Annotated in this window: 15 protein-coding genes; 3 read left to right on the top strand and 12 right to left on the bottom strand. The window is 68.9% G+C overall.

Going from position 1 to position 17,432, the window contains the following annotated elements:
- Positions 1-76: 76 nt before the first annotated feature.
- From C3E87_RS10140 to C3E87_RS10120, 5 genes are read right to left on the bottom strand one after another with little or no spacing between them, the layout of a single operon-like run.
- Positions 77-913 carry an ECF transporter S component gene (locus tag C3E87_RS10140; protein ID WP_076062314.1) on the bottom strand — a complete coding sequence of 279 codons (837 nt, stop codon included), beginning with the start codon at positions 911-913 and terminating at the stop codon, positions 77-79.
- Positions 900-2,480: an ABC transporter ATP-binding protein gene (locus tag C3E87_RS10135; RefSeq protein WP_076062312.1), complete on the bottom strand. Its 1,581-nt coding sequence runs from the start codon at positions 2,478-2,480 to the stop codon at positions 900-902. Before C3E87_RS10135 ends, C3E87_RS10140 begins: the two co-directional genes overlap by 14 nt.
- Positions 2,477-3,613, bottom strand: a complete 1,137-nt coding sequence (locus C3E87_RS10130) for an energy-coupling factor transporter transmembrane component T (RefSeq protein ID WP_233120783.1) — start codon at positions 3,611-3,613, stop codon at positions 2,477-2,479. Before C3E87_RS10130 ends, C3E87_RS10135 begins: the two co-directional genes overlap by 4 nt.
- Complete coding sequence (locus tag C3E87_RS10125; RefSeq protein WP_076062308.1) at positions 3,610-4,695, bottom strand: hypothetical protein; 1,086 nt, start codon at positions 4,693-4,695, stop codon at positions 3,610-3,612. The genes C3E87_RS10130 and C3E87_RS10125 overlap by 4 nt, the downstream gene beginning before the upstream one ends.
- Positions 4,695-5,366: a hypothetical protein gene (locus C3E87_RS10120; protein ID WP_076062306.1), complete on the bottom strand. Its 672-nt coding sequence runs from the start codon at positions 5,364-5,366 to the stop codon at positions 4,695-4,697. The genes C3E87_RS10125 and C3E87_RS10120 overlap by 1 nt, the downstream gene beginning before the upstream one ends.
- 219 nt (positions 5,367-5,585) lie before the next feature.
- On the opposite strand from C3E87_RS10120, the gene C3E87_RS10115 reads away from it, so the two are divergent.
- Positions 5,586-6,245: an HAD family phosphatase gene (locus C3E87_RS10115; RefSeq protein ID WP_076062304.1), complete on the top strand. Its 660-nt coding sequence runs from the start codon at positions 5,586-5,588 to the stop codon at positions 6,243-6,245.
- 6 nt (positions 6,246-6,251) lie between these two features.
- On the opposite strand, the gene C3E87_RS10110 is transcribed toward C3E87_RS10115, so the two are convergent.
- The 4 genes from C3E87_RS10110 to C3E87_RS10095 all read right to left on the bottom strand — a co-directional run bounded on the left by C3E87_RS10110 (position 6,252) and on the right by C3E87_RS10095 (position 12,827).
- A complete protein-coding gene (locus C3E87_RS10110; RefSeq protein ID WP_076062302.1) occupies positions 6,252-9,629 on the bottom strand; it encodes a hypothetical protein in 3,378 nt (1,125 codons plus the stop codon).
- A gap of 128 nt (positions 9,630-9,757) precedes the next feature.
- A complete protein-coding gene (locus C3E87_RS10105; RefSeq protein ID WP_076062299.1) occupies positions 9,758-10,144 on the bottom strand; it encodes a hypothetical protein in 387 nt (128 codons plus the stop codon).
- Positions 10,145-10,221: 77 nt separating this feature from the next.
- Positions 10,222-11,691 (bottom strand): arsenic transporter, encoded by a 1,470-nt coding sequence (locus C3E87_RS10100; RefSeq protein WP_076062297.1) that lies wholly within the window; start codon positions 11,689-11,691, stop codon positions 10,222-10,224.
- A gap of 86 nt (positions 11,692-11,777) precedes the next feature.
- Positions 11,778-12,827: a low molecular weight phosphatase family protein gene (locus C3E87_RS10095; RefSeq protein WP_083665561.1), complete on the bottom strand. Its 1,050-nt coding sequence runs from the start codon at positions 12,825-12,827 to the stop codon at positions 11,778-11,780.
- 93 nt (positions 12,828-12,920) lie between these two features.
- On the opposite strand from C3E87_RS10095, the gene arsD reads away from it, so the two are divergent.
- Complete coding sequence (arsD, locus tag C3E87_RS10090; protein ID WP_076062295.1) at positions 12,921-13,301, top strand: arsenite efflux transporter metallochaperone ArsD; 381 nt, start codon at positions 12,921-12,923, stop codon at positions 13,299-13,301.
- Entirely contained in the window at positions 13,298-15,037 is a 1,740-nt protein-coding gene (gene arsA, locus C3E87_RS10085; RefSeq protein ID WP_076062399.1) for an arsenical pump-driving ATPase, read from the top strand. The genes arsD and arsA overlap by 4 nt, the downstream gene beginning before the upstream one ends.
- Before the next feature lie 17 nt (positions 15,038-15,054).
- Here the strand turns inward: arsA and C3E87_RS10080 are convergent, their stop codons facing one another.
- The 3 genes from C3E87_RS10080 to C3E87_RS10070 form a co-directional block, all read right to left on the bottom strand.
- Positions 15,055-15,402, bottom strand: coding sequence for a helix-turn-helix transcriptional regulator (locus tag C3E87_RS10080; RefSeq protein ID WP_198928278.1), 348 nt, complete (start codon positions 15,400-15,402; stop codon positions 15,055-15,057).
- Positions 15,403-15,572: 170 nt separating this feature from the next.
- Positions 15,573-15,863, bottom strand: a complete 291-nt coding sequence (locus C3E87_RS10075) for a hypothetical protein (protein ID WP_076062293.1) — start codon at positions 15,861-15,863, stop codon at positions 15,573-15,575.
- A 187-nt stretch (positions 15,864-16,050) separates the two neighbouring features.
- On the bottom strand, positions 16,051-17,412 hold the full coding sequence (locus tag C3E87_RS10070) for a glucose-6-phosphate dehydrogenase (RefSeq protein ID WP_076062291.1): 1,362 nt from the start codon (positions 17,410-17,412) through the stop codon (positions 16,051-16,053).
- Between the last annotated feature and the right edge of the window lie 20 nt (positions 17,413-17,432).

The raw sequence follows: 17,432 nt of genomic DNA, 5'->3' as shown, positions 1-17,432 counted from the left end.
CTTCTCCACTGGAGTTACGGTTGCGCGTCAGTCCCGGATTCACACCGGCGTTCTCCGCTCGACGGTCCTGACCCTATCAACCGGTGTGGACCCTGGCCATCCCCGAGGCCCGGCGCAACACCGTGAGCACGGGGCGGCCCACGATCAGCAGGGCGATGGTGGTGGTGATGGCCCGGCCCGTGTCCCAGCCCGCCGTCGAGGTGAGGAGGGTGAACCAGCCGAAGCGGGTCAGGTTCTCGAGGATGGGGGCGCCGGGCACGTAGTCGAGGCTCCCACCGGTGCCGTCGAGATTGATACCCGTGATGAACGGCCAGAACCACATGTTCATCAGCGCCCCGTAGAGGTAGGCGGACAGGATGCCCAGAGCGATCAACATCGCGATCTCCCAGCCACCCTTGACGCGCTTGGGTAGCAGGCCGGCCGTCAGACCCACCCAGCCCGCGCACAGCATCTGGAAGGGCAGCCACGGACCCACGCCTGCCGTCAGCAGCGCGGACGCGAAGAGCGACGTGAACCCCAACAGGTAGCCGAAGCCGGGGCCGAAGGCCCTGCCGGCGAGGATCAACAGGAAGAAGACCGATTCGATGCCGGCCGTACCCGCGCCCAGGGCAGGGCGGATGGCCGCGTTGATGGCCGAGAGCACTCCGAGCACCGCCAGGGAGCGGGCGTCGAGCCCGCCTTCGGTGACCTGGGCGATCACGAGCAGCAGGATCACCGGCAGGAGCGCCGCGAAGACGAAGGGCGCGTCGTCGGCATGCTCGGGGGCGACCCCGACGGCCGGGATGAGGAGCGGCCAGCCGATGGCGAACAGGCCCAGCACGGTGGACAGTGCCATGACCAGCCAACTGCGCCAGCCGATGGCGACGCCCACCACAGGCGCCGGGATCTCCAACGTGGGGTCAGCGGGCCGCATCGACGAACTCCTCCACCGTGAGCAGCGGAACGGGGTTGACCACCTTCGCCACCTGGGTGGCCAACAGCGCGGACCCCGCGAGGACATCGCGCGTTGGGCCGTCGGAGACGACCTCACCCTCGGCCATGACCACCACCCGCTCGCAGGTCTGGGCCACCATCTCCACGTCGTGGGTGGCGATCAGCACCGCGCGGCCGTCGGCGGCCATCCCGGCCACGATCTCCGTGAGCGCCTGCTTGGCTGCGTAGTCCAGCCCGCGCGTGGGTTCATCGAGCAGCACCACCCGGGGGTTGCCTGCCAGTTCCACAGCGAGGACGACGGCGAGCTTCTGGCCCTCGGACAGGTCGCGCGGGTGCGCGTCGGGCTCGATGTCCGGCACCAGCCTGCGCAGCAGCGCCAGGGTGCTGCCCGAGGGCAGGCCGGCGTTGCGGTCGCTCTGCTCACATTCGGCGGCCACCGATGTGAGGTAGAGCAGGTCCGATGGGGTCTGGGGCACCAGCGCTATGCCTGGCACCTCGGAGACCTGGCCAGGGGCGGCCATGGTGACGGAGCCGCCGTCGCGCCTGCCCGCGCCGTGCAGGGCCCACAGGAGGCTGGACTTGCCGCACCCGTTGCGGCCCATCAGCGCGGTGACCTCGCCCGCGTGCAACGTGAGGTCGACGCCGGCCACCGCCACCTTCGAGCCGTAGCGCACGATGATGTCGCGGGCGGTGAGTTCCGCCTCCGTCCGGGGGGCCGGCAGGGGGAGGACGGGCGGTACCTCGGCCCAGACGCGACGATGCTCGCTGGCAAGCCGTCGTCCCTCGCGGATGGTGAGGGGCAGCGGCGACCAGTTCATGCGGGCGCCCAACTCGACGAGCGGCGGCTTGATGCTGGCCTTCGCCAGGATGTCGCGGGTGTCGCCGTGGCGCACCTCATCGCCCACCAGCAGCACTGAATCAGCGAACTCGATGACGCGCTCCATCCGGTGTTCGGCGATGACGACGGTGGTGCCGAGGTCGCGCACCAGCCGGCTGATGATCGCCAGCACCTCCTCAGCCGCGATGGGGTCGAGCGCCGAGGTCGGCTCATCCAGGACGAGCACCTTGGGGGAGCTCGCCAGCACGCTGCCGATGGCCACCCGCTGCTGTTGGCCGCCCGACAACGTGCGTAGGTTCCGGTCGCGGAGTTCCGCGATGCCCAACAGGTCCAGCGTCTCCTCCACCCGCCGTCGCATCTCGGGAGGCGCGAACCCGAGTTGCTCCATCGAATAGGCCAGCTCTTCCTCCACGGTGTCCGTGACGAAGCCCGCCAACGGGTCCTGGCCGACGTAGCCGACGGTGGTGGCGAGCTCGCGGGGCTGCAGGAGCGTGGTGTCCACGCCGTCGATGAAGACGCGGCCGGTGCGGATGCCGCCGGTGAAGCGCGGGACCAGGTTGTTGATGCAGCCCAGCAGCGTGGACTTGCCGCTACCGGTGGGCCCCACCACGAGGCAGAGTTCGCCCTCGTCGATCCGGAAGTCCACCGCGCCGAGGCGCAGCGTCTCACTGCTCGCGTAGTGGAAGGAGATGTTCTCGAAACGGATCATGCCCTGGTCCTCCTCTGGGCCGCGGTGGGCGGCGGGGTGACGAATGCCGGCAGCGCGGCGAGGCCCAGCGCCAACAGCAGCGGGAGGGTCAGTTCCGGCCAGACGAAGGGATAGATGCTGGGGAAGAGCGCCCCCGCGTCGTCGGAGTCGGCGATGAGGTAGACCACGGCTGCGGCGCCCACCCCCGCGGCCACCGCGACGGTCTCCGCCAGCGCCCATCGGATGGGCCGGTACTGGCTTCGCTTCACCGTTCTGCCTGAGACCCGCAAGGCGCCCACCGCGGCGGCGACGCCGGCGAGGAGGAGCAGCGTGGAGATCACCGGCACCCGGAAGACGAACTGGTCCGGGGCGGCGGCGAGGAAGCGGTAGGCCCACACCGCCAACAGCGACATGGCGGCCAGCCCCAGCGCCAAGGAGACGACCCTGTCCCGGGCGGAGGCGCTGCCGGCGCGCCCGTAGCCGCGCACGTCCATGGAAGCGGCCAGCGCCAGGGAGCGCTCAAGGGCGTCCGAGAGGACGGGCACGATGATGGTCTCCACCACCTTCAGCCGCTGCCTGCGACCCCGTGCGGCCGGGGCGCGGCGCAGTTTTCGGGCGCGAGCCACGCGTTGCAGCGAGTCTCCCAGCTGGGGGAGCGCGGACACGGCCACCACCATGACGGTGCCCAGTTCATACAGCGCGCCGGGCAGGCTGGCGAGGAGCTTCTTCGGGTTGGCCAGGGCGTTGGCCGCGCCCACGCACACGATGATCGTGGCCAGGCGCATTCCGTCGTAGAAGCCGGTCACCACCGCTTCCAGGGAGACCGGCCCGAGCAGGCGGATGCCTCGCACCCAGACGGGCAGCGGGACCTCGGGCAGCGTGAAGAGGACGGTGGGGCCGTCACCGCCTCCGAAGACGATCCGGAACGCCACACGGAGCACCACGATGAACAGGCCCAGGTAGAGGTACAGCTTGAAGGCCCTTCCCCAGGGCGAGTCCGCGCGTCGTGCGATGACCACCAGGGAGGCCACTGCCATGAAACCCGCCAGCAACAGCGGGTTGGAGGTCGACGACGCGGCCACGGCGAGCGCGAGCGCCCACCCCCACCAGGCGAACGGGTGCAGTTGTCGGGGAAGGAAGTAGCGTTTGATCACAGGCCGCGGCGTCGCCACCACATGACGCCACCACCCAGCCCGATGGCGGCGACAGCCCCTGCTCCTACGAGGGTGCCCGTCGGCACACCGCCGTCATCGGCGACAGTGGCGGCCACCGGCGGGGCACCTTCCGGTGCTGCGATCTGCTCGTCGGTGGGGCTCGAGCCCGCCGCAGCGGTTTCCGTCATGCCGGATTCGACGGTGCGGCTGGCCGACGCGGACGGCGTGGCCTCGGCGCTTTCGGGCTCCGCGGACGACGGCGTGATGGCCGGGGCCTCGGGGCTCGCGCTCCGGCTCGGCTCCGTCGGCGTGCTGACGACGCGGGGTTTGGTGCTCGTTCGGGGCTTTGTGGTCGTTCTGGCCGGGGCCGCAGTGGTGGGTGCCGCCGGCGTCGTCGCGGGAGCCTGCGTGGCCGCGGGGGCCTGCGTGGCCGCGGGGGCCTGCGTGGTGGGAGCGGCCGTCGTCGCGGCAGGGGCCGTCGTGGTGGCGACCGGTGCCTGGGTGGTGGGTGCCGGCGCCTTCGTGGTGGGGCCGGGCTGCGGCTTCACCACCGGGTGCGACGGCGTGACGCCCGGCGGCGGGTTGCTGTTCTCGGTGTTGTTGAGGGAGAAGGACCAGCCCTCGTAGCCGCCGGGGATCACCTCACGGTTGCCTCCACCCAGCTGCGAGAAGGTCCAGGAGCCGTTGTTGGGGGCGTGCCAGTAGCTCCAGAACGCCGTCTTGGGCGGGGTGTCGATGCAGCGTTCCCGGTAGTCGGGGCTGCCGTCCAGAGGGATGCTCTCGTTGACCGAGGGCCGCCCGCCGATCCGGCACACGAAGCCGGGCCCGTCGTGGATGGTTCCCTCCGAGGCCAGGCCGGCCAGCTTGAGGAGCCGGAGGCCACTGGTGCCGTCGGGCACGTCCTCGACGCATTTGATGATGCGTCCGCCGCCCAGCTCCTGGTGGTCCACCACGAGGGTGACCCCCGTATCCGTCGTGCAGTGACCGTCTGTGACGGCCGCCGAGGCGGACGGTGATGCCACCCAGCTACCGGCGACGGCCAGGAACAGGGAGGCGAGCAGGGCGGCAGGACGCACGTTCATCAGTTACCGGTCTTGGGCAGGCCCGGGCGGCTCGGAACGGCGGTGGCCGTGGCGGTGAGCTCCACCGAGGCGGAGGGCGAAGCAACCGGCGATGCGGACACCGTCGGTGATGCGGAAACCGTCGGCGAGGCGGACGGGGCGGGGGACTGGCTCACCGAGGGGCTGGGCGACGGGCTGGGGGCGGGCTCCTCATCGGTCAGCACCACGCCGTCGACCGGGTTCACGGCCGGTGCGAGCGTCTGGTCCATGAAGTTGTAGTCGTCCTGGAGCTTCAGGGCCAGCACCTCCGAGGGATACATCTCCAGTTCGGCGACGCCGACCTCCGCGAATTCCCACTCGCCGGGGTACGTGCCGTCGTCGTTGGGTGACATGAAGTAGACGGACCACCACTCGGTGCCCTCGGAGAGGCGGCCGTCCACGGTCTGGATCCAGCTGTCATCCTCGGTCACGCCGGTGCTCAGGAGCGCCTCCTGCGCGCTGGCGAACTCGGTGGCGCAGGCGCCGGTCACGGTCTCGTCGTATTCGATATGGACCCAGACGTTGCCCGCCTGGACGCATTCCTCGGCCTCGCTGGGGGCGGCCGCGGCGTGCAGTGCGGGGATGGCGAGACCGATGGTCAGGACGGCGGCGGTGGGAACGGCAAGGCGGGTGAGGGCGGTGCGTCGGAGCATCTGCTGGACCTCTTCTGTGTAGGTCCGTCGCCCGAGAGGCGGTTCCGCTGGTCGCGACGGAGGTAACCGTGATGCCGGGCGGAGGTCCGACTCCCCGCAGCAGCGGGATCACGGTTGCGCGACAGTTCCGGGATCTCACCGAATTCAGCCGTCCGACAAGAGCCCATGCTATCGAAAGAACTAGGCTGGCGCGGAACCGCATCGAGTTAGGAGACACCCATGGGCCCTCAGGCCATCGTGTTCGACATGGACGGCACGCTCACGGACACCGAGGAGATCTGGGACCAGGTGCGTCGCGGGCTCGCCGCCGACGCCGGGCTGACCTGGCCGGACGGCTCGACCCAGGCGATGATGGGCATGTCGACGCAGGAGTGGGCCAGGCACCTGGTCGATGTCGTGGGGCTGCCGTACGCACCGGAGGAGGCGGCCCAGCGCACCATCGAGGGCATGGCGGCCGCTTATCGCAGGGGCATCACGGTGCTCACCGGAGCAGTTGAAGCGGTCCGACGGATGGCTGAGCGCTACCCGGTCGCCATCGCCAGCTCGTCGCCCCGGCTGCTGATCGACACCGGGGTCGAGGTGATGGGTCTGGCCGATGTCGTCCGGGTGAGTGTCTCCACGGAAGAGGTCGAGCGCGGCAAGCCGGCCCCCGACGGCTACCTCAGGGCCTGTGAACTGCTCGGCGTTGACCCCACGCGGTCCGTAGCGGTCGAGGATGCGACCAACGGCATCAAGTCGGCACTGGCGGCCGGGATGGCCGTGGTCGCCGTGCCGCCCCACTTCCACCCGCCGGCCGCCGAACTCCTGGCGAGGACCACAAAGCTCGAGACCCTCGACGAGCTCACGCATGAACTCGTCGAGGGCCTCGTCGCGGATTGAGCCGCGCTAGAACCGCCAGTTGACCTGGCGGCCCAGTGTGCCGCGGAGGGCTTCGGCGGCCTCCTGGCCCGACGCCTTCTTCAGCTTGGACTGCATCGCCGAGATCTTCTCGCTGATGCAGAGCCGCTGGGCGGCGTCGGCGTTGACCTCTTCGCTGATGAACCGCTGCATCGCGCCGGTGGCCATCTCGGCCAACTTGGCGTCAGCAGCGGTCTTCGAGCGGAGGCGCTCGAAGTACCAGTCGGAGGCCAGCACGTTGTCGCGGTCGAACATGGCGCGGAACGCCTCGTCGTGCAACGTCAGGCCCTCGGCGGAGCTTCCGGTGGCCATGATCTCCAACAGCGCCCGGATCGGCGGCACCGCCAGGGCGATGGTCCCGTCGTCGATGTACGACTGGGCCACCCGCTGGTGCGTCTTGACGATGGTGCGCACTGATTCTGCGTAGGCGTCGATGTCCTGCAGTTCAGGCTTCAGCATGGGCTCTGAGAACACGACGTGCGGGTGCATGAAGATGCGGCCGAAGTACTTCGACTGGAACTTCGCGGTCATGCGGTAGCCGAGGCGGGAGGCCTCCAGCGTCTCGCCGTCGTGCTCGAAGTCCTCGACCCGCTCCAGGGCGCCTTCGCCGATGAGGTGCTTCGCGTCACGTTCCTCGGGCGTCATCCGGCAGAACACCTCCGGCACGAGCAACGAGATGTCATGGTCGACGCGCACGTTGGGGCCGATGACCCCGGCGCTGGAGAGCCAGCCGTCGTACCCGGTGAGCGCGAACGACAGGAAGGCGGCGTTGAGGTCCACGGCGGAGGGCAGCGCGTTGAACGGGCCCTTCGTCATCGCACCCTCGGAGCCGGCGCCCGTCGTGGACGGCGACTTGCCGGTCATCGACGAGATGAACTCCATGAACAGCTCAGGCAGTTCCATGTAGTGCAGCGGGGCGTACGAGCACAGCGGCGGCACGCCCTCTTCGGCCGCGTTGTTGCGGCGGCCGGCTGCCACGATGTCGACGGGGAGGCGCAACGGCGCGTCCATCGGCAGCGACCGGTGGAGGCGGGTGACCATTTCGGCGGTTGCGGTGGCCCTCGGGCGGGAGACGTCGGAGCGGATCTGCAGGTAGCGCGGGTTCTTGGAGCGGGCCCCGTTGATGATCCTGGGATGGGCGGAGGAGACGAAGAAGCCGGCCTTCTGGTTGCCCTTCGCCATGCGGCGGATGAGCTTCTGCATCGGCTTGGTGAACTTCGAGAACTCGATCGCGTTGTCCACCAGGGCGCTGGCGTCGTCGGGGGTCAGGGGCTCGAAGTTGCTGATGAACGCGCCGCCGGCGATGTCGGCCTCCGCCTGCTTGTCGTAGCCGCGGTGGATGGCGTCGTCGGGCCGTTGGAAGAGCAGCGACTCGCAGTTGGTGGTGTACTTGCGCGACAACCCGTCCTCGCGCCCGGCCGCTTCACCCGGCACGACGATGGAGGCGCTGATGTCGTCCTCCGTCTGCACCTTGGCCGAGGGGTGGAAGTCGTGGCGCAGCCCGAAGAGCCGCCACGAGCCGTCCGGTGCGAACCCCACCCGCAGCATGTTGACGGTGATCTTGTCGCCATCGAGACGCATGGCGTGACCGGCGCGACCGTTGATGCGACCCACCGAGAAGTGGGAGGCCCAGTCGCCACCCCACTCGGGGCGGTAGAAGCGCTTGACCACGAACACGAGTTCCTTGATGTGGTGGGGGATGGTGGCCAGCCACTCGTTGTATTCGTCGGTGAACTCGCGGCTGGGGGTCAGGAGTTTGATCACGGAGCCCACGCTGCGCGCGTCGGACAGCAGTGGGCGGTGGTCGTCCGCGGCGGGGTCGGTGAACCGCGTCGAGAAGTCGCGGTCGACGATCGCAGCGACGGCGGCCATGTCCTCGACGAAGTCGTTGACGTAGGCGTTGCCGAAGACGAAGGCGTCGGTGATGGACTTGGAGATCTCGGACTTGCCGCCACCCGACACGGTGGCCGGCTTGTGGCAGTTCGTGGCGACGGGCGAGGTGCCCAGCAGGGTCCACTGGTCGCCGTCGGCCGCGATGTGACCGAGTTCGACGAGGTAGCCGTCCGGGCCGACGTACTGCACGTCGGCGCGCAGCGGGATCGTGCGGGTCTCACCGTCGATGTGCCAGCTCACCGTCGAATCGCGCAGCGAGTAGCTCGCCTGTTCCGGCACGAGGATGACGTGCGGCTGCTCGGCATCGAGGGCGTGGCCCTCGGGCTGGACGGTGAAGCGCTCGGGGTCGCGGGCCACCACGTCGGCGATCCTGAAGGACTCGTCCGTGTAGGTGGCGGTGAAGGTCTGGCCCAGGTTGTAGCGGGGGAAGGCGATGGCGCCGCCCGAGTGTTCCTCCTCGACGAGGCCCAGGAGGTTCGCGGCATAGCTGATCTGTGCCTTGACCTCCTTCTTGCAGTAGCCGAAGTAGTTGTCGGCGATGACCGTGACGATGACGCCACGCTCGTCGCGGGCGCAGGCCTTGAAGGCGGAGCCGCCGTTGTAGAGCTCGTCCTCGTCCTTCCAGCACATGCCGTCACGGCGCTGGCGCTCGGTGGCGTCGTCCCAGTGGGGTAGCCCGAGGTCCTTCTTCTTCAGCCTGGTCAGGTGCGGTGCCAGGATGACGGCGCCGGTGTGGCCCGTCCAGGTCTCGGGGTTGAGACTCGCGTCGTTCTCCGGGATGTACGGGTCGCCGCCGTTGCCGAAGATGCCCTCGACGAAATCGAGGTTGGCCATCAGGGTGGCCGGGGCGAAGAACCGGGTCTCCATGGACTTCTGCTGGATGTAGCCCGGCACCTCCGGCACGACGATGGGGCGCATGAGCAGCGAAACCCAGCATTTCGGCTGCTCCGGCTGTTCAGAGGTGTAGGGCAGGATCATTGCGTCGGCCGGCGGGTTGAACGCCTGCTCCAACAGCTTGCCGAACGTGCCGCGGGGCACGGCGATCTTGTCGTCCTGGATGGGCAGGCCGCCCTCGGCGATGTGGAACACGCCCTTGGTGGTGCGGCGGTCGTTGGCCGGGTTGTGGAGGATGCCGTTGACGAGGCGGTAGCTCGTGAGTTGCGCGGAGGCGAAGGTGTCGCCGTCGACGGGGAGGCTCATCTCGCGCGCGAGGCCCGCCTGGTCGAGAACAAGGGTCTGGCGGGGGAGCCGGGGTTTGGCGTCGACGCCTTCGAGATAGGCATCGAGGAAGTTCTGGATCCGGGTGTCGACCGCGGGGAGGCGGTGCCCGAGGCGCCGGTTGGCTTCCCTCTGACGCGCCAGCACGGGCCGGACCAGGTTAAGGGCCTCCTGGGAGTCCTTGCCCTCGACGAGGGGAAGTCCCAGCAGGCCGAGGCGGAGATTGATTGCAGCGGTGTCCGCGAAAGTCGCCATGGCCCCACTCTATGGAGGGGGCGGTGGCGACAGTCAGGCCGGGGTGGCTCATAGCTCAATCCCGGTGGCGCTACGATGCGTCGGCTGCTCGATCGCTCAGTGCCCTGAGCGCCTATGTGCCTGCCGGCTCAGTTGGCGGCCTGGTGGACCGCTTCGATTCCATTGACCACTCGCTCATTGAGGCCCGCGAGGTGAGCGAAATCCTTCGGCGGTTCACCGCGGTACAGGGGCCGGACGGTGGTCAGCACCTCGTAAAGATCGTCCTTGGTGAACTGGGACCTGCGGGACAGCAGACGCAGTTCGCCACGCGCGTTGCGCACGTCGCGGAGCCGCCCGCGCCAACCGGGGTTGGACAGGGGCGCGTCCTCGGTGTCCATCGCGTCCGCGAGCTCGCCCAGGGAGCCGATCAGTTCGTCGATCTTCACGCGGACCGCATCGGGGTCGAAGGTGGACAGCGTCACCGGGGCGTCGTCGTTGGCCGAAGATCGGCCGAACAGCTTGTTGAGAATGCCCATGGGTGACTCCTGTGTCCGGGGGAGGGTATTGGGCAAGCGTACCGAAGCCTGACGCACCCCGGTGGCGCGGCCTTCCGTCACAGGCTGAGCACGGTGAGCCACCCCGCCAGCGCCAGCAGCGTGACGGCGAGCACCGGGACGGTCAGCACGACGCCCACCTTGAAGTACGTGCCCCACCCGATGTGCATGCCCTTCTTGTCCAGGACCGACAACCACAGCAGGGTCGCCAGGCTGCCGATGGGGGTGATCTTGGGTCCGAGGTCGGCGCCGATGACGGCTGCGTAGGCCATCAGTTCCCTGGTCAGGCCGGTGACCCCTGCCGCGTCGATCCCGAGGGCGGCGATCAGGGTGGTGGGCATGTTGTTCATGACGGAGGACATGACCGCCACGAGGAAGCCCGTGCCGACGGCGGCGGCGGTGTGCCCATGGCCCGCCACCCATGCCAGCAGCTGGCCGAGGTGATCGGTCAGGCCGGCGTTGCGCAAGCCGTAGACGACGAGATACATGCCCAGGCTGAACAGGACGATCTGCCACGGCGCGGACCGCACCACGGTCCAGACGTCGATGATGGGACGCAGCGCGCCGGAAGTGGCCGCAGTTGGCGGGGTGGGCGAGGCGTGGCCGGCCGGCGCGGCGGGGAGGTCCGTGGCGACATGTCCCGCACCGACGCTGAGCAGCTCGTCGGCATCCTCCGCGTGGGTGTCGGCCGACGGGGCAGCCGGCAGGAGCACGCTGAACAGCGCGCGGGGCTGCCGGGCCGCGACCAACGAGATGACGACGGCGCAGGTGCTGGCCACTGTAGCCACGGGCACCCCGAGGGGATCGGCGGCGAAGTAGCCGAGCAGGAGGACGGCGAGCACCACGACTCCCGCGAGGAAGGTGGGGCGGTCCCGGATGGCCTCCTCGGGGCGGCGCAGCGCCGACACGTCGTAGGCGCCCGGGATGGACCTGCGGAAGAAGAGGCGCAGGACAACGAGGCTGGCGCCCAGCGAGACGAGCGCGACGGGCACCATGACCAGGGCGTAGCGCGCGAAGCCGATGCGGAAGTAGTCGGCGATCACGATGTTGACCAGGTTGGAGACCACCAGCGGCAGGCTGGTGGTGTCAGCGATGAACCCGGTGGCGATGACCAGCCCGAAGGCGACGCGCGGGCTGAATTTCAGCGCGATGATCAGTTGGAACACGATGGGCGTGAGCGTCAGGGCCGCACCGTCGTTGGCGAACAGCGCAGCGATGCCCGCGCCCAGCACCACGATGAGGTTGAACAGGACGTCGCCGCGGCCGCAGGCCCACCGTGACAGGTGGAGCGCCGACCATTCGAAGAAGCCTGCTTCGTCGAGGATCGAACAGATGACGATGACCGCCACGAAGGTCAGCGTGGCGTTCCACACGATGCCCCAGACCGTCGGAACGTCTGACAGGTGGACCACGCCGGTGGCCAGCGCGACGGCGGCTCCTCCCAACGCTGTCCACCCGATGCCCAGTCCGCGGGGTTGCCAGATGACCAGCACGAGAGTCGCCACGAAGATTGCTGCCGCCAGGACCATGGTCCACCTCTATGTATCGATGAAAATCGATATGAACTTAGGGGTCATCCTCCCTGCGGGTCAAACCCGGTTGCGGGTGGTGCGGGTCACTGACGCTCGAGCACGCCGAGGTCGCTCAGCAGCGCCTTCACCCTGGTCTCGAGGTCGTCCGCGATCCGCCGGACGTCCTCGATGGGGCGGCCGTTGGGATCCTCGACCGCCCAGTCCTCGTAGCGCTTCCCGGGGTAGAACGGGCACTCGTCGCCGCAGCCCATGGTGATCACGACGTCCGAGGCCTCCACGGCGTCGTTGGTGAGCGGCTTGGAGAACAGGTAGGTGGCATCCATTCCACGCTCGGCCAGGACTGCCTCGGCGTCCGGGTTGAGCTTGCCCGCAGGCCTGGATCCTCCCGAGCGCACGTTGACCCGGCCATCGGAGAAGTGCTTTGCCATGGCAGCGGCCATCTGCGAGCGTCCCGCGTTCTGGACGCAGACGAACAGCAATTCCGGCTTGCCGTCGGTGGGCTGTCCCTTGGCCTTCGCTGCAGCGCGGAGCTTGTCGTGCGCGAACCGCTCCACGAAGAGCGGCAGGAACTGGGGTGCCTTGGTGGTGGCTGCCAGTTCGGCGTGGGCCGTGCGAACGGCGGCGCGCACCTCGTCGTAGCTGAAGATGCCGTCATAGTGCCGTGCCAGGTCGCCGACGATGCCGCGGTACCGCTCGAGGTCTGCACGGTTCTGCCCGGTCACCTCGAGGACCAGTTCGGCCACCCTGGTGAAGATGTCCTCGCGGACCAGCCGCATCCGCTCCTCGCCCTCGATGCCGCGGAGGCTCGGCTCGTCTGTGTCCCAGACCTCGACGGGGGCGGTCATGCCGGGGACCGGCTCAACCTGCGCCTCGGTTCCGACGAGGATGACGTGGGTGGCGGCCCTCAGCATGTCGTCGGTGAGTTGCTTCGGCGACTCGCCCTCCATGGAGGCCCCCACCTCCGCGAGTGCTTCGACGGACGCCTCGTTGAGGGATGATCCGGGCTTCGTGCCCGCTGACGTGACCTCCACGGCGTCACCGCCGAACTGGCGGGCGAGGGCGGCTGCCATCTGCGATTTGCCGCCGTTCTTGACGCACACGAACAGGAGGTGGGGCTTGGTCTCGGGCATCATTTCCACTTTCTCAGGGGCGGGGCGAGTCTCTGCTCGACGAGTTGTATGCTCAGAGAATCATATCGATGTGCATCAATACAAAGGAGTCTCATGATGAACGCGATCAAGGTCTTTGAACCGCCGCTGTGCTGCAACACCGGTGTCTGTGGCACCGACGTGGACCAGACACTGGTGGACTTCGCTGCGGACGTCGCCTGGCTGAAGGAGCGTGGGGGTGCGGTGACAAGGGCGAACCTGGCGTCGGACCCGGCAGCCTTCGCAGAGGAAGAGGCGGCCAAGGAATTCATGCGGGTGGCCGGCATTGACGGCCTACCGCTGGTCGTCGTGGGCGGCACCACCGTCCTCACCGGCCGTTACCCGGACCGCTCGGAGCTGGCGCGATTCGCCGGCGTCGACGAACACCCGGATCTGGGCCTCACGGCTGCCACCGCTGGTGAGGGCGGCTGCTGTGGCGGAGGCGGATGCTGCTCATGAGGTTCTTCACGGACCTGCCCCGCAACCTGTTCCTCACCGGTAAGGGCGGGGTGGGGAAGACCAGTGTGGCGTGCGCCCTGGCCACGCGGCTGGCGGATGAGGGCAGGCGTGTCCTGCTGATTTCCACCGACCCTGCGTCCAACGTCGGACAGGTGTTCGGCGTCGAGGTGGGGCACCGCGTCGTGTCTGTGCCGGCCGTCCCCGGGCTCGATGCCATTGAGATCGATCCTGAGGAGGCTGCCCACCGCTACCGGGAGCGGACCCTCGCCCCGGTGCGCGACTTCCTGAAGCCCGAGGATCTTGCGGCGGCCACCGAGCAGCTGTCGGGGTCGTGCACGACGGAAGTGGCCTCGTTCAACGAGTTCACCGAACTGCTGGCAGAACCCGCCCGGACGGCGGCCTACGACCACGTGATCTTCGACACCGCCCCCACGGGACACACCATCCGGCTGCTGGAACTGCCCGGCGAATGGACGGGGTTCCTCGACGAGGGGCTGGGCGACGCTTCGTGCCTCGGGCCGATGTCCGGGTTGGACAAGGCCCGCGGCACCTACGCTGCGGCCGTCGAGGCCCTGGCGAGCCCGGAGCGCACCCGGATCATCCTGGTCGCCCGGGCCGATCAGTCCAGCCTCGACGAGGCTGAGCGGGCACTGCTCGAACTGGCCACCGTCGGCATTCATGCCAGCCACCTCGTCGTCAACGGAGTCCTGCCCCCGGAGGAGATCCACGATGCGCTCGCCGACGCCATCCGTGCCCGCGAGGCGCAGGCGCTGGAGCAGTTGCCCCTCGGGCTGCAGCGGCTCGAGCTCGACACCTTGCCCCTCAGGGCCACCAACATGGTGGGCGTCGACGCGCTGCGCCGCATGTTCGGCCCGGCGGATCCGCCCGCGGCCGTGGCGGCCGGCCAGCCAGCGGCCGGCGCCCCGGGGCTCGGCGCCCTGGTCGACGAGCTGGTCAGCGCGGACAAGGGCCTCGTGATGTGTATGGGCAAGGGCGGCGTCGGCAAGACGACCGTTGCCGCTGCACTCGCCGTCGCGCTCGCCGATCGGGGTAAGGACGTACTGCTGACGACGACGGACCCGGCCGCGCATCTGGACCGGACCGTCGGCATGGACGCGGCGGGGATCGAGGTCACCAGCATCGACCCGGACCGGGCCACCCAGGACTACCGGGACCGGGTGATGGCCACGAAGGGTAAGAACCTCGACGCGGCCGGTCGCGCTGCGCTGGAGGAGGACCTCAAATCGCCGTGCACGGAGGAGATCGCGGTCTTCCAGGCCTTCTCGAAGGCGATCGGGCAGGCGGACAAGCGGTTCGTGGTGATGGACACCGCGCCCACCGGGCACACCCTGTTGCTGATGGATGCCACCGGTTCGTACCACCGGGAGGTGGCCCGCGGGTTGGGCAGTGCCAGGTTCACCACACCGCTCATGCGGCTCCAGGACCCTGACTACACGAAGCTGGTCATCGTCACCACCGCGGAGACGACCCCGGTGCTGGAGGCGCAGGGCCTCGTCGAAGACCTGTCTCGAGCGGGGATCGCGCCCTGGGCCTGGGTGGTCAACCAGACCCTGTCCCAGACCGGCACCTCGTCACCGCTGCTCATGCAGCGGGCGGCGAACGAGGCCGGTCCGCTGGCCCAGGTGAGTGCCGACGCGCCCAGACTGGCGCAACTCGTCATGCAGGAGGTCCCGCCGATCGGTGCCGAGCTGGCCGGCTTGAGCGCCGCACGCTGAACTGGGGGAGCGGCCCGTCAGCAGCACCGGGCCGCGTCCTCAGTGGTGGTGCCCAGGAACTCGCGGGCCACCTCCAGCACGTCGCTGGCCGCCGTGTAGTGCGCCCAACGCCCCCGCTGCTCGCGCTTCACCAGGCCGGCGGCCGTCAACCTCTTCAGGTGGTGTGACAAGGTGGGCTGGCTGATGCCGAGCGTGTCCGGGATGTGGCAGGCGCAGGCGGTGCCGTCGGGGGAGTCTGCGATGTGGGCCAGGAGCCTTACCCGCGTGGGGTCTGAGAGCGCTTTGAACAGTTCGGCCAGACACGCTGCTCGTTCTGCCGACATCATCGAGGTGGGGGCTGTTGCGCACTCGGGGACGGTGGACATCCATCCAGTTTAGGCGCATTGCTGGCGGCGGCCACCTGGATGACGCGCCTCGACGTGCTGGACTGGGCACCGAAGCACTGCCGACACCACCGCGCCCAGCTGACCCTGAGCCTCTGACCCCGGGACTGTGCTCATTCTGTGGCCACCCACCTCGTCGCGGCACTGCCCGGTCAAGCACTCCATCCCAGCAGAGCCTCACCAAGCGACAGGCCGCCGATGAGGATGCCGAGCGCCAGAACTGGGACCAGGAGGACAAGCAGCGGACGGTCCCGCAACAGCCGCAGGCAGACCAGCAGGAGCACCACCCAGATCACCCAGAAGCCCAGGAGCCACGGCATAGGGGTGACAAGCCCCACCGTCAGGTAGATGTAGCCCACCACGAGGTGAGCGAGGATCCCCAGGATGCCGAGGGCCCGCTTCCAGCCCGGCGGGGTCGGGGAAGCGTCGGAAGCTTGCGTCATTGAGCCAAACTACGCCCCCACCCTTCCTGCTGTGTCCGCCAGGCGTCCCGAACTGTTTCCGTCACCTGTGGACTTGTTGGAAGGTGTCGCCGATGCGCTGCTGGACTTCCCGTCGAAGAGTGTGGAAGCGGTGAGGGACGATGAAGGACATCTGGGGCCCAACGGTGCTTCCGCCCCGAAGTCCGGGTCACGCGTTCCAGCGCGTCGGCCCTGCTCCTCCGGCCACATACTCATCCAAGGGCACCAGGCCCTGCTGCCAGGCGTGAATGACCGGTTGCACGATCCGCCAACATTCCTCGGCCACGTCACCGCGCACGGTCAGGAGCGGGTCGCCGCGGAAGATGGAGTCGAGGATTTCGCCGTAGGGCTTGAGCGGGCTCTCCGCGAGGTCCGTCGAGAGCACCGACTGGTCCAACTGGAAGCGGTTGGACTCCGCGTTGGTCGACAGCCCCAGCCTGATGTTGGCGGGTTTCATGCCGATGCTCAGCACGTTCGGCGGGGCCTCCGTGAAACCCTCCGGCACGTGGTCCACCGGACGGAAAGCCACGGTGATGCCGTTGCGGGCGTCGCCGAGCGCCTTGCCGCTGCGCAACCGGAACGGGACACCGGCCCACCGGTCCGTGTTGATCCTCACGGTGAGTTCCGCCAGCGTCTCGGTGTTCCGCGAGGCGTCGACACCCGGCTCGTCGACGTAGTTCGGGACAGCCTCGCCGCCGATCTGGCCGGCCGTGTACCGCGCGCGACGGGAGGAGGCCACCGGGTCGTCATCCCACACGTGGGTGTGCCGGAGCATCAGGGCGATGAGGTCGCGGACGTCGCGCTCGTTGAGCGACGGCGGCTCCTCCATCGCGAACAGGGCCAGGACCAGCAGGAGGTGGCTCTGGATCATGTCGCGGAGCGCGCCCGCACCGTCGTAGTAGCCGGCGCGGCCCTCGAGCGCCAGCACCTCGTCGACGGTGATGTCGACGCTCTCGATGTTCTGGTTGTTCCAGGCATGCTCGAAGATGCGGTTGGTGAAGCGGAGCCCGAGGAGATTGAGCACCACCGATTTACCGAGGAAGTGATCGATGCGGAAGAGCTGGTTCTCCGGCACGAGGCCGGCGAGCACCCCGTTGAGTTCGCGGGCGGTTTCCAGGCTGGAGCCGAATGGCTTCTCCAGGGCGAGCCGGAGCCCCGGCGGAATCTCGAGGGTGGTCAAGGCCTTGCAGAGCTCGATCGAGATCCGGGGCGGGAGCGCTAGGTAGAGCACCGGTGCGTCCCCGAGGCCATCGAGCAGGGTGCGCAGGGCGCCGGCGTCGGTGAGGTCGAGCTGTTCGTAGCGCGTGGTGGCGATCACCCGCTCGACGCTCGCCTTGGCGCACCGGCCACCCAGCGCCCCGCGGACGCGCCCAACCCACTCCTCCTGGGACAACTCGTCGGCGGCGCACCCCACCAGGGTCACGTCGTACTCGGGGTTGGTCTCGAGCAGGGTCCCCAGACCGGGCAGGAGGAGGCGGGTGGCGAGGTCGCCTGAGGCGCCGAGGATCGCGAGCGTGACTGGAACGGCCATGCGCCCACTCTATGCACCGC

It is taken from the genome of Tessaracoccus sp. ZS01 (genome assembly GCF_022342445.1).
GTDB lineage: Bacteria > Actinomycetota > Actinomycetes > Propionibacteriales > Propionibacteriaceae > Arachnia.
This window is presented reverse-complemented; position numbering and strand designations above follow the sequence as displayed.